At 40.7% G+C, this 12,227-nt stretch carries 11 protein-coding genes; 1 reads left to right on the top strand and 10 read right to left on the bottom strand.

The annotated features are described in order from the left end of the window. Positions 1-3 precede the first annotated feature (3 nt). The 5 genes from OQ289_RS05565 to OQ289_RS05545 all read right to left on the bottom strand — a co-directional run bounded on the left by OQ289_RS05565 (position 4) and on the right by OQ289_RS05545 (position 7,571). Positions 4-4,008, bottom strand: coding sequence for a hypothetical protein (locus OQ289_RS05565; protein WP_270089763.1), 4,005 nt, complete (start codon positions 4,006-4,008; stop codon positions 4-6). Further along, positions 3,998-4,915: a 5'-methylthioadenosine/S-adenosylhomocysteine nucleosidase family protein gene (locus OQ289_RS05560; RefSeq protein WP_270089762.1), complete on the bottom strand. Its 918-nt coding sequence runs from the start codon at positions 4,913-4,915 to the stop codon at positions 3,998-4,000. Before OQ289_RS05560 ends, OQ289_RS05565 begins: the two co-directional genes overlap by 11 nt. Positions 4,916-5,332: 417 nt before the next feature. Next, positions 5,333-6,202, bottom strand: a complete 870-nt coding sequence (locus tag OQ289_RS05555; protein ID WP_270089761.1) for an S-4TM family putative pore-forming effector — start codon at positions 6,200-6,202, stop codon at positions 5,333-5,335. Between the two features lie 11 nt (positions 6,203-6,213). Then, positions 6,214-7,218: a hypothetical protein gene (locus OQ289_RS05550; RefSeq protein ID WP_270089760.1), complete on the bottom strand. Its 1,005-nt coding sequence runs from the start codon at positions 7,216-7,218 to the stop codon at positions 6,214-6,216. Positions 7,219-7,292: 74 nt separating this feature from the next. Continuing rightward, on the bottom strand, positions 7,293-7,571 hold the full coding sequence (locus OQ289_RS05545; RefSeq protein ID WP_270089759.1) for a SinR family protein: 279 nt from the start codon (positions 7,569-7,571) through the stop codon (positions 7,293-7,295). A 343-nt stretch (positions 7,572-7,914) separates the two neighbouring features. Between OQ289_RS05545 and OQ289_RS05540 the strand changes: the two genes are divergently transcribed. Further along, on the top strand, positions 7,915-8,508 hold the full coding sequence (locus OQ289_RS05540; RefSeq protein WP_270089758.1) for a hypothetical protein: 594 nt from the start codon (positions 7,915-7,917) through the stop codon (positions 8,506-8,508). Between the two features lie 321 nt (positions 8,509-8,829). Here OQ289_RS05540 and OQ289_RS05535 read toward each other — a convergent pair whose 3' ends face one another. Genes OQ289_RS05535 through OQ289_RS05515 form a run of 5 tightly spaced genes read right to left on the bottom strand, consistent with a single transcriptional unit; the run spans position 8,830 to position 12,194 of the window. Beyond that, positions 8,830-9,450, bottom strand: a complete 621-nt coding sequence (locus tag OQ289_RS05535; protein ID WP_270089757.1) for a hypothetical protein — start codon at positions 9,448-9,450, stop codon at positions 8,830-8,832. Next, entirely contained in the window at positions 9,450-10,265 is an 816-nt protein-coding gene (locus OQ289_RS05530) for a DUF4099 domain-containing protein (protein ID WP_270089756.1), read from the bottom strand. Before OQ289_RS05530 ends, OQ289_RS05535 begins: the two co-directional genes overlap by 1 nt. A 28-nt stretch (positions 10,266-10,293) precedes the next feature. Further along, positions 10,294-11,520, bottom strand: coding sequence for an ArdC family protein (locus tag OQ289_RS05525; RefSeq protein WP_270089755.1), 1,227 nt, complete (start codon positions 11,518-11,520; stop codon positions 10,294-10,296). Then, positions 11,510-11,668 carry a hypothetical protein gene (locus tag OQ289_RS05520; protein ID WP_003005492.1) on the bottom strand — a complete coding sequence of 53 codons (159 nt, stop codon included), beginning with the start codon at positions 11,666-11,668 and terminating at the stop codon, positions 11,510-11,512. Before OQ289_RS05520 ends, OQ289_RS05525 begins: the two co-directional genes overlap by 11 nt. 1 nt (position 11,669) lies before the next feature. Further along, positions 11,670-12,194 carry a M23 family metallopeptidase gene (locus tag OQ289_RS05515; RefSeq protein WP_270089754.1) on the bottom strand — a complete coding sequence of 175 codons (525 nt, stop codon included), beginning with the start codon at positions 12,192-12,194 and terminating at the stop codon, positions 11,670-11,672. Positions 12,195-12,227: the final 33 nt, after the last annotated feature.

Below are 12,227 nucleotides of genomic sequence, written 5' to 3'. Positions count from 1 at the left end.
TTCTTATCTAAATATCTCATCCAATTTCCAAAGTAATTCTAGCGCCTCAGGCCAACCTGAACGTACATAGATATTAAGTAAATTCATGATCTGCGAAAATGCTTCTGGTTCTATCAACATACTTTTATGATCTGCAAGTAGTTTTTCAGTGTATTTTACTACTTCCCGGATTGCAGAATGATCGAAAGTATAATTGGTCCCGGCAGCCATTGCTGTAATTTCACTTGTTGTAGCTAAAGAAAACCGCGGATCAAAACGAAGTGCCTCACCCATGATCTCGATAAAATAATGGGCGCTGTGACCTTGCATATGTCCGCCTCCTAATTGTCGGGATATACCAAGGATCTTTTCAAGTAACGGTTTGGAAAAAAAGTAAAAAATTTCTTGATGTTCCTGGGTTATTTTAATAGTGTTTCGCCGAAGTATCCTTTTGCTGACTTGCATAGAAAAATAGATCCGCTGAATTACGGTATCTATTATTTTAAAGGACTGTTGAACTTCTTCTGTCACCTCGTCCTCAGCCTTGACAGAAATTAGTATCCTCTCGCACATATCAAGCAATAACATCACCATATCCAGCACTCTTCCGCTTTTTTCGACATCAACAGCATCTGAGTAGTTACGACACACATTTTCTGGCTCAATGATTTCAAATGCTTGGAAGACCAGATCGGTGCCGATGGATAAATTATTCTCTAAGCATTCTTGCAAAATATCTTTGATTCTGGTATCTCCAGTAAATCTCAAAAATGCCAATGCCATTACTAGAAAGGAATCCAGATATGAATTACGTCCTTCCTGCATTTCAAAAATCTCTTGCTTTGCAAGTTGATAGGCGGCTAGAAAGCGATCCGGTTCTGTTGTAAATATTCTGGAGTTGTCGAGACGGCCAATTACCGCAGATTTGGTAAACCAATCTGTCTCGTTAGCTAGTCGCTCGTTAACTATTTCCCAAAACAGTTCCTTTTGCGTAGGATATAAATGATTTATGGACTGTAAAATGCCAAACCTAGTTACGGCATTCTTGTCAGTAGAATATTGTTTTATAAGCGGTAACAGTTCAGCATCTTTGGTAATTGCGAACAATTTAGGGAGTGCAAAGGCTGCTTCACTGCGTGGCGTTGATGAATAACCGCTTCCCGGTGATGAATTTTGCTCCGCAAAGGTGTCTGATTCGGTATAATAATTCAAACAATAAAGGAGCATCTCCTTGAATGATGCGTATTGTTCGGGTGTTAACTGGGCTTCATGCTTAAGAATCAGATTGGAACGTAAAACTATTCCGCAAACAGCTGCGATGCTGGTCAAAATGGTTTGCTTCAATCGCTGGGGTAGTTCTGTATTGTCTTTAATGATGGCAAATGATAAGTTCGCGGCCTTCAATGGCTCGGCATAGGTTTCAGGATCTGCAAGATTATTAGAAAAATTATGTCCTAGCCACTCCATTTTCCGGTTTTCGGAAAGCAGTTCTTCATTTTCTGGCTTTTTGATATCAACACCATGTTCCGTCAAAAACATTTCGGTAGTAAGCACCTCAGAAGTTGAACTGTACGTTACCAACGGCTCATTTGTCACCGGCTCCGAGGCCGACATTATAGCGACGGACTTCGCATCTGTTAGTCGTTCTTTAGGTATCCTGCTGAGAAGTCGCAAAACAACAACGTTTGCTTTTTCTTGTTCTGCATGGCCGACATATCCAGGCAACGATAGTATTGTATTTTCCAATTGATGTAACTGTTCGTCGGTATAAAAAGAAATTGATGATTCGATAAAGGCGCCAGCAGCGATGATGCTGTCGTTCCAGTATAAAACGGCCGGTTGCAATAGAACATCAAATAATAAGTTATGCAAAACCTCTGGGTGCGAGGCACCAAAGTCAAGTAGCATTTTCCAATTATATGCACTCTTGGCGTGTGCGAAATACGACTTCAAGCAGGTCTTTAGCAATTCAATTTCATTGGCACCAATAAGGGCTTCGAAATAATTGATAATAAGTTGTGTATGCTGTAAGGGTTCTGTGCGAACCATAAATTGATCCCAGAAATGGGACATATCAACCTGGTAATGTGCATTTATACCATCAACTGAAAAGTCATACGGAATTTTAATAGTGTCAGGGAAAACAAATCCATCAGAGTTCTTTTTTGCAATAAAATTATTTGAGATTGATAACCCAAGAGGTATTGCGAGTTCTGGGCTAAATCTTATAAATCGTGGAAATAACTCCTGTAACCGATAATGACAAGTGCCAAACTGATCGTGTCTGCTGGATGTAAAGCTCATTAAGACGCCGGAGTGCATCGGAGCAGCATCAAAGGAATTTTCTTCATGAATTGAAACCTTTTCGTAGATGCTTGCACAAAATTGTGGATCTATCTTATAAAATTCTTTGATCTCATCAGTCAGAGTGGAAAAATAGGCAATGTTAAAACCTGGTTGGTGCATCATATCCAAAATCAGTTGTAAGCGGGCTCTTGATGCCTCAATATCCGTTGAATAAGTTTTTGCAATAAGTGATATGCCACGATAGCTTGCCAGTTGATCGACGCTTGGGTTTGACCTATTAGCCAGCAAGAAGTCCATAAGATTTCTCGCTGCATTTCCGCACATCGAAAAAATAGTAGCATCTGCTTGTACGGTCGGATCTTTAATCAATCCTTCTAGTATAAAAGTAAAGTCCCATACAAAAGGTAATTGAAGATCGGAAGACAATCTTAAAAGCAACGACGCCTGGGCGGCCTTATTTGGTGTCTCTTTTACAAACCTAAGAGCTTGTAACACATTACTTGCCTGTGATGCTTTAATGGGATCAGTGCCATGTAGAAATCCGAGCTGGTTAATATCTTCAAATTCCTTTGCGATTACTGTTGAAGGTATGAGTTTATTAAATAGCGAAATTACATCATCAGTACTCCGTGATAATTCATCGTAAATCGCCCAAAATTTAGCTTGATTTACATACCATAGGTGCGCAAAAAAATATATAAAACTCGGACGAAGAAAGAAAGGCCGCGCTTGGTCTGCCGCGATAAATTCAAGCAGTTCTGCGGCAGTATCTTTCAGCACAAGTTTACTGACTGCGAAATCAAATAGAATATTATGGGCATAAGCGATTCTGGGTGAATATGAACCTTGTTCTGTTAAAACATTTTCGCCTAATAGCTGGTCTGCTATTAATACCTTTTCAGCAGACAAGTCACCCAAATAATCGAGCTTATCAACTGATATTACCCGGCTTTCGACCATTTTTATTGTAAGGTCTTTCAAAAACAACTCTGTTTGAATGGTTGGCGTAACTTTGTACACTACCTTTACCCAATACATTTCCAGTAATTCAATTTCAGATTTTAATCCCTTAACGGTTTCCGTACTTGTATCTGTTTTTGCAAGGATGACATCTAGCAGGGAAAGGAAAAATGGTATTTTAAGTATGTCTTTTAATTTGGCTGTCCCTTCTTCGTAAATGATCTTTAACTTTTCCTGATCGGTAAGGAATGCGCTCAGCTCTTCTTCCGATAATACCGGAATTTTAAATCGCCGACAATGAATATTATCACTATTAAACTCGGCTGGAAACAGATCGATCAACTTTTGCGATCTGGCTGCATCGTAGGTTCTCACACTAACTACTATTGACCAGCTGGGCAGCTCTTGTTTTGCTTTTGCAATCTGTTTAAGTATTGCTGCTTTTAATTTTTCATCTTTGATAGTATCGTAGGCATCAAAAATGATTATCCCTTTTGTGTTCTCAGGCAGGCTGATAAGTTTAAGCGCATCAATCCAGTCTTCCCCTGTTACGCCGATCGATTCAGCGATATCTTTATTACTACCATCGGTTAGAAAATCTAGGCGTACCATTGTTGCTGGAATGTTTTTGTCAAGCAACAGGCTAACCATTTCACTAAGCAAATAAGATTTACCAACACCGGGGTCACCTACAACCACACCGCTTTGCTCGTGAAAAAAGGAGATCATGTCCTCAAGAAGTCCGCTTCTATTAATCTTCATTTCTTATTTCTTTAGCTAGTGACTTTTCTTTCTTAAACATCCATTCCGGTATGGCACCCCGATCTTCTGAAAAATCTGTTTTCAGGACTTCATCCTGGGCAACTAGACTGACATCTTTAAATCCGAAAGGCGAATTAAAAACAAAGGCACAAAGGTCTACCGCGCTTTCAATCGCCAAAACTTGATGCTTCTTCTTATCAGGATTATCTTTGTTTTCGCCCCAGTCACAAATTCCCTTAACCAATATCCAGTCGTTAACTTTCTGGTCGCAAGCAGCATATATTCCAGCACCCTCCATTTCACCTCCGATTGCTTCGGGGTGATCCTTGAATAATTCAGCCTTAAATGCAGGATCATCAACTAGCTTTTCTCCCGATAAAATACCGCCATATATAATTTCGGGGGCTCTTTCCTCTTGTTTAAAATCCCATCCTGTGACAGATTTGAAACGGTCGAACAATAATGAGCTGGCCGGACCTTCCTTTGCACGTGATATTGTTTCGTCCTTACCTAACCTTTTCGGTTCGTAAGGTATAATGCGTTCTGACACTAGGACGTCACCAATTTCTTGCTTCGTTTCATCTTTACCGAAAGCAATACCAACCATCAAAACAACAGATGGGGACCAGGTATTAATGGCGTCAGAAGTAGTTACTATCGACGAACTTCTACCTGTTGACCCCATTTCGTTACATGCTACGTGTACGGCATAGAATGCGCCGAACTGTCCAACAAAGTATGTGTGTTTACCAACTTGAATTTTAAGTATATCGGAATACCCCGGTATTGGCTTAAGGTATTTATGAAGTGTCTCTTTTTCTGTTGCTGTCGCTGTTACGATTAACAGGTTGATTTTTGATTTATGCTTTGAGACAAATAAATCGTCTACTTCTTTGTATGAGGTCATTTGATTTAATAATGTACATATATTTCAAATTTACTTAAAATCACAGATATTGTGAAGTCCATATATACCTGTATACCATCATAAGCGGTTACAGCAAAAAATGTGGATTGAGAGGTTTCAGATACGATTAACGTCTATTGGTGCCGAGATACACTGAGGTATACCATAAGCACTTACACTAAGGAAATTTTCATACCGATACTCTTACTATATTCTTCCGTTTGACGGATTAACTCAATTCGTCGGCCATAACTTTTCCTAGCAATGGGGCTAAAATATCTGTTGAATCGTTTTAAAGAAAAATCATGTGATAATAACTTAAAGGCTAGCTGGTTAGGGTCTAACAGATAATCGCCTTTGTTCCCTACCTCATCAAAATAAATCATTCTTCTTGATTAAAATAGCATAATTTTGTAACTAAGAACCCGCGTTGATTTTTGTGGATCTTTCAAGTTTAGATCTCCGATAGTGATAGTAATTTTCAGGAATTAAAGTGCTATCTTTTCTACTACAGTAAAGTTTATCCTGTACCTGGCGCAACTGTGCCATTGTAGGTACCGCACCGGCCGATCGTAGCTTTCTTGCAGCCTTCCTGACCTCTTCCAAAGATTTGGCAGCCTTCTGATTATCCAGTATCAATCTGATCAGAACTACAATAAGTGGCAAAGTCGGTGTAACGAAGTTGAGTAAGTATCCTTGAATGGATGCATCGATTACAGTTGCGATTGTGAATGAACCAATAACAACCAATAAACAGATAATCATGCAATCGTTCTTAAAATGATATCTTAATTTCCGATCATATTCCAAATTTGTTTCCTGACAGCGAAGCACAGCCTGTTCATGGTTTAGCCCTTCTAATTCAATATGGTACCAGTTGTTTAGAGGCGCTCTAGGATTATAGACATATTTTTGTTCCGCTTCATCAATGACTGAATTTTCAGGCTTTTCACCACTATTTGTTTCATTCCACTCCATGGCATACACACTACAATCAAAAAGTTCCTGTACTTTCGCGCCATTTGTTTTGAATTTAGAAAGGTAGCCGGATAAAAACAGAACGTCGAATAAGGTAATACCTACCGATATCAAACCAACGTAGACCGTAACATCGATTTGCCAAAGATCTTTGGCAACGAGTTTTGTAAAGTTCAAGAATACGACAATAATTATGGTGATGGTTAGTTGCCACCTGTAGATTCTTTTTGCATCTGCATAGATTACTCTTTGGGCTTTTAGCAAGCCCATGTTCTCGGGCAGTTCCTGCCTTGTTTTTATATCATTCATATTGCTAAAATTCAAATCGTATAGTAAGGAAATTCTAGACCAAATATTTCGCGCCATTTTGTAATGGATTCCTTTTGCTTTCCATCGGTCTCTAACTGTCTAGCTTCAACTGCACGATTGTAGTCCAATTGCGCTCTGGTTTTTATTGAATTGCGTTCTTCCCAAGTGAGTGTATTAAGATTTCCCTGAAAGCCTTTTGGATCAGCTAGTGGATTATGAATCTGATTATAAATGTATGCAAACAAACTCGGCAGCTCTATGTCAATATAATTGCTACTGGTTATACCATATGAATCATAATACTGCAAGATAAGACATTCAAGGAAATATGATCCCATTGTTGCGGCCGTTCGGCGTTTCGTCCAGTACTTCATAATTCTGATCATATCCAGTACGGAAATCTGGTGCTTGCCGTTAATGCCGGTAGTTCTTCGTTTGTCTATCCTAGGATCGGTAGGTTTCCAATTGCCGCTACCATCTGGTATAAGGAAAAAATCTCTTCCGGTATTATCCGGAGCAGTAATGAAACATGGAACGATATCATAAACCCATTCATAACCCAGTTCTAAAGTCACCGCTTCCTGATTACGTTTTATTTCGGCTTTTTTATAAGAAGGCACTTTGCCTAGATAATCCTTGAACTTATTAATTACTTTGATAGAATTAAGTATGTTAGTCCCGGCATTGCATAGTGCCAATTGTTTATCGGCATCTTGCGGTACCCGAATTATATATCCTCCTGCATAATTTGATTCACGCCAATTTCCCTGGGCATGCAGGACAATCATTAAATCGATGTCGTCCAACGGCCGTATTTTGGTTTTACGAGAGAAAGACCCATAATCGATGCTGGGTAAATCTGAATGTAAGGTCAAGAACTTTCCGTCATTAGGGAACTTCTTGATTTCAGTAACAAGATTTGCTTTACTTTTTTTGGCTATATCATTCCTGTCAGGATGTATCCTGATCACGTTAGACATAAACTCATGGAAAGCGCTGTTTACAGTTGAGGCCATAATTAGTTTGTTTTGTAAAAAAATAAGTTAAAAATAAGCAACTGCTTCTGTATTTAACAGAAGTAGTAAAGACTTTAGGCCATCTGTGATTGTAAATTCTCTTTCAACCATTTATTTGCGCATTCGACGTTGCGCCACGCAGCCGCCCCATGAGCACGTACAACGAAAATCCCATCATCGCCATCCATTAGTGATAATAATCGATCTCTAATGGCTTTTGCTGAAAGGGAAGACATAATCAACCAACAAGATTTTAAGACGCGTTTACCGCCGAGCGTATGTATCTCCGCAAACAATGTATCATAATCCTTCGTGTTGTTTAGATCATAGTTTATTATGTAAGCTTTTTTCATATCAAAAATTTAAGTTCCGCTTTTGAACGGTTCCATAAGGTCTTGACAATAGATGATTGATAATAGTTGTCTCGCCGAATAAAATCGGCAATAATCCTCTATGCCTTAATACTTTTCCTCTTTAGCAGTAAGGTATGGATGGTCATCAATTGCAGTACCAATTCAATATTGTCATGCTTTTGTCAGCTTGGTATATACGTTGACTGAAAATCTGTCAGTTAGGATTAGTTTTGCGTGTCAAAAGGATATTTTTCTTGTTGCTATCGAAATCGGGATTCTTACATCTTTCCATGATCTGTAAATTCAAATGATACATTATATTTGTACATCAAATATTTAAACCATGTTTGGGAAAAACCAAAACGATATTGTCCGAATAGTCAAAGCAAATAGTGAATCTGTTTCTTCGGAAATCAAAGCAAATGTTGATTCGAAAAACAATACGATACTTATATATTCAGAACACCTTCCGGCTGGTTGGTACATTGAAGACGGTGACAGCCTAGTAAGGGATTTACCCGGAGACAGAATAGAAAATTTTACTGTTTTGGACAGCGGATACAAACCTCGTGGAAGAATCGCACCGGAGCGGTATGAATGCCAAGTCAGCAAAGGTAATGCCGTTAAAAAAGAGCAGTATTCCTCGGTCACTTACCATCTTAGCGGAAATAATACAAGGATCTATCACGATTCCATTGATAATTCCAACAATGTTGTTTCAGGTGGAATTGAAGGGATATTATTTTCCTCGTTGGTCAAAGTGATCGAGGAGCAGTTGTCGGGTAACCTGACATTAATAAATCTGGTGAGAGAAATGGAAAGTAACCAAGGTAAAAAAGACTTCACAAGTGCCTATCAAAATTTTATAGTAGCAGCAGCAAACCATATGACGGTGTTTGCTCCTTTTTTACCGGCACTTTCCCAAATTCTAAAATAATTCGAGCACATGGTTTGGTCAAATTAAAAAGTTCTTAATATCATATTGTTGAGTATTTATTAACATGAAAATCAACACTAAACAATGACTTTCAACAACGTGGGGACCAGTATTTTTCGTAAATCAGCAATTGCAGTTGTCTTTATTCAATAATCTAAAGGATTGATATTGCGGTATAACTATATTTTATGCTCTTAAATAATTTCGATCGACCTATTGTTCAGGCTACCATCTTAATACTCTCAACATAGATAAGCATTTTTTGAGTTGATATACGACAAAACCCCCTGAACCAATGAAGGATCAGGGGGTTGGTTCGGATCAGCCCATATTTGTAAAGGATTGATAGAACGTTTCAAATGGCGCTTTTGGTTTATGTGTTCGGATACCCGAACGGATACCGGATAATTTTTCAAAACGGCTCAATGAAAAAATATTGACTGGAATACGGTGCTTCTTTTTGTTGTAATAAAATTCTCCGTGGTCACCAGCAAGACTAAACCTTGCACTCTTGCCGATCTGCCACGTTGCCACTTTGCAATCGGCTACACGCCCGCTTATTCCTCCATCAAATACAGTATGTATTTTTGCATTGGTGAAAAGGGATTTTAGCCAAGTAAATTGTTCTTTGGTCGGCAACAACCCCAATGAAGCAAATGCACTCAAACAAGGTGGATCAACCCAATTGGGGTGATAATGGCAAAAGCACAACAGATCGCTTGCGGAATGACCGATAAAAAGATGGGTGACGGATACGGGCAAGCCGTCCGTCACCAACCACATACCTTTACAGACAGGAATACGGACACCGTTTTCATTCCAATGCTCTTGGGCTAAAACCTGATTTTCCAATGTATAAGGAAACAGAATGTTATCCTCGACTATATTGATATGTGGAGCAAAGAAGTTCCGTACTTCGGACTTCAATCGGAGAAATACCATTACCTTGCAACGCCACGTCCGTAGCCTCTGCTTTCTTGTTTATCACGAAGATTTAGCACGAGGTCTTGAACGGTTTTCTCATTGCCTTTGTCTTTTTGTTTTTTATCGGCCATCATCATATCGGTCAATGCGCGGTTATATCCCTCGCTGTAACCCTCACTCTGCGGTTCAAACCTACCTTTGAGGTTATTGATACCTCGGAAAACCAAGTAAGATATACCGCCGTCCAAAAGCACCGATAAGATAAGCCGTTTTCGGTCTGAACGGATACCTTTGTTGTCCGTTGCCGAATGCTGGATTTTGGTTCCATCTGTGAGTTCTACCACTTCACCATTGCGGAAAGCCTCCTGTTGCTTTTCCGAAAGTTCTTCGCCGTTTACTCTGATTGGGGCCTGCACTTCGTCGGGTTCATACGCTATAAATTCCCTCGTCAAGTCGTCATATTCAATGATGACTTTCTTTTTTTTGTTGCCGTCAATCTCCTGTTCCTTGCTGACTACGTGCTGTTCTCCTGCGATCAGGGCTTTTTCCTCGTCATCGCTCAATAATGGATGCCATTGCGGTTCTCGGTAAATGGGATGTATGTTGAGCTGGACATCGCCGAGCTCATTCCGGCTAAGGGATAACTTGGCATCGAGTTGACGGATTGCAAGCCCGTCGATGTTCAGACCTGCCATGCTCAACATATCGGTTCTTCTTCCTGCAAGCAGGGCATCGATATTCTCCGGACTGATACTGAACCCTCCGTCTTTGTAAAGCCCCAATTTTTCAAGTTCACTTAGGGGCATTTCATTTTCGTTGATAGGATATTTCATGATGTAATTGTTTGTTAAGTTTTAGATTTTATCTTCTGATACCATAGGCGGCAACAGCTTCCTTTTCGGCGTGTACCGGGCGGTGCAGTTCTTCACTTACCTTAACAGCATCGGGATGCTGTTTGGCGTGGAGCAGTGAACCGTATAGCCGATCAGTTTTCGATAGCGGGAAAATATTTCCCGTAGTCAGGTCTTCCACACGCATACGGCCACGTTTCAGATGACCTTGCACTTTGTAGACGGCATTGTTATAGGCAATTTCATCACCTATAGAAAGGCTGCTTTCTTTTGTCCTTTGTGGTCTTGCTTCGGCCCGTTCCTCGGCCTGAACATTAGCGACTGCTTTGATTTCCCTTTTTTGCTCAAATGTCAAAAGGTAATTAAGGATTTTTTCCGCATCGGCAGCGGCGGCATGTATTTCAAAAGGTGTGTCACGCAATATCTGTATCCAACTGTCCACGTAGGCAATGTGCTGGCCTGGATCATGGCCAATGTTGAGTTCCTGACCGATAAGCATCGAAGCGATTTCGGCACGGAGTTCTTCGCGGGCATAGCCCTCTGTCCCAAAGCTGCCAATCATACTTCTATCCAGACGGTCTTTATGCCCCGTCCAATGGCCGAGCTCATGGAGCAGCGTGGCATAATACTTATCCGATGCGTCGAATTGTTCACGCATGGGCATAGTGATACTGTCGAGTGCCGGACTGTAATAGGCTCGATCTCCTGCTTTGTGGGTTATGTCTGCTCCCGACGCCTGAATGATATTTTCCGCTCTTTGAATAGCATCCCATTGGAATTGCTTTACGTCGGGTTTTACCAAAGGTTCGATGCCATCGACCTGTTGCGCATTGAATACCCATGCGCTGGTAATGATTGCCCGGTTCAGACCTACTTTGGCTTTTACAGGTTTACCTTTTTCATCCAAAATCGGTTTGCCCTGTTCGTCTCTTTTGGTAACAAGTTCATGGGTCTTGACAAATTGGATCAGGGATGCTTTTTCTCCCTTTCGTACTTTCCAACCGTTTGTCGAAGCCTGATTGAACGTCATCCAACGCGGATCTTCACGGTCTGACGATAACAGCGAAAGGCTGTTTATTCCTTTGTAACGGTTACCCGTAATCGCATTGTAGGGCAGTTCAAAAGCGGGACTATTACTATTCCACTGCTTCTGCCACGGGGCCGTACCCTGTTCAAGTTTCTTGATAATGTTCTCCGCAACTATTTCATGCAGGGATTTTGAATTTTTACTGCTCATCTTCGTCCACCTCCGGGGATTCGTCGTCTGGCCATTCGTCGGCGTATTCCACGCCATAAATGGCCGCTTCCGCTGGTGTCAGTCCAATGTCCTCACCACTGGCCAGAACACTTAGTTTTTGTTGCAGTGATCTTAAATGATAGTCCATATTATTCGATGTTTAAGGATTGATCTGATTGTTCTTTTATCCTGCGTAGGAATTTCAAAGGGTCAAGGAATTTACCGTTGAATTTCACCGAAAAATGCAGGTGTTCTCCTGTCGCTCTGCCTGTGCTTCCGGTGATGGCTATAGGCTGTCCAGCTATAACTGTATCACGCGGTGAAACGAGTATATGGGAAAGATGCCCGTAAATGGTTTCTACTTCGCCATGTACTATACGTATGTACTTGCCGAGCAACTTATGTTTTCCGGTTTCTTTAACCCGGCCGTCAAGTACATTGAAAACGGGATCGGAACGGGCGGCAAAGTCAACACCGTTATGGTGTGAAGCCTTACCGCTGATCGGGTGGATACGGTATCCGAATGGCGATGTAACCTTTAACTTGTCCAACGGTGGGCTATAGTCGATAACCTGTCCACAAAGCATAAAGGGAACAAGCATCAACCACCCCCAAAAAAGGCTTGGTACGGCAATTCTGTTCCGTAGGTATGCGGAACGTTCGGATTTCTTCATGATGTTTTTGATTTTGTTAATGGGCTATACCCC

It is taken from the genome of Sphingobacterium sp. SYP-B4668, assembly GCF_027627455.1.
Classification (GTDB): Bacteria; Bacteroidota; Bacteroidia; order Sphingobacteriales; family Sphingobacteriaceae; genus Sphingobacterium.
The sequence above is the reverse complement of the archived record's forward strand: the minus strand, read 5'-3'. Positions and strand labels throughout refer to the sequence as shown.

What these genes read in the sequence shown, in the direction of transcription:
- OQ289_RS05545 (WP_270089759.1), bottom strand. Translation starts at nt 7,571, where the DNA reads ATGAAAAAAGCTTACATAATAAACTATGATCTAAACAACACGAAGGAT.
- OQ289_RS05540 (WP_270089758.1), top strand. Translation starts at nt 7,915, where the DNA reads ATGTTTGGGAAAAACCAAAACGATATTGTCCGAATAGTCAAAGCAAAT.
- OQ289_RS05555 (WP_270089761.1), bottom strand. Translation starts at nt 6,202, where the DNA reads ATGAATGATATAAAAACAAGGCAGGAACTGCCCGAGAACATGGGCTTG.
- OQ289_RS05560 (WP_270089762.1), bottom strand. Translation starts at nt 4,915, where the DNA reads ATGACCTCATACAAAGAAGTAGACGATTTATTTGTCTCAAAGCATAAA.
- OQ289_RS05535 (WP_270089757.1), bottom strand. Translation starts at nt 9,450, where the DNA reads ATGGTATTTCTCCGATTGAAGTCCGAAGTACGGAACTTCTTTGCTCCA.
- OQ289_RS05525 (WP_270089755.1), bottom strand. Translation starts at nt 11,520, where the DNA reads ATGAGCAGTAAAAATTCAAAATCCCTGCATGAAATAGTTGCGGAGAAC.
- OQ289_RS05550 (WP_270089760.1), bottom strand. Translation starts at nt 7,218, where the DNA reads ATGGCCTCAACTGTAAACAGCGCTTTCCATGAGTTTATGTCTAACGTG.
- OQ289_RS05515 (WP_270089754.1), bottom strand. Translation starts at nt 12,194, where the DNA reads ATGAAGAAATCCGAACGTTCCGCATACCTACGGAACAGAATTGCCGTA.
- OQ289_RS05565 (WP_270089763.1), bottom strand. Translation starts at nt 4,008, where the DNA reads ATGAAGATTAATAGAAGCGGACTTCTTGAGGACATGATCTCCTTTTTT.
- OQ289_RS05520 (WP_003005492.1), bottom strand. Translation starts at nt 11,668, where the DNA reads ATGGACTATCATTTAAGATCACTGCAACAAAAACTAAGTGTTCTGGCC.
- OQ289_RS05530 (WP_270089756.1), bottom strand. Translation starts at nt 10,265, where the DNA reads ATGAAATATCCTATCAACGAAAATGAAATGCCCCTAAGTGAACTTGAA.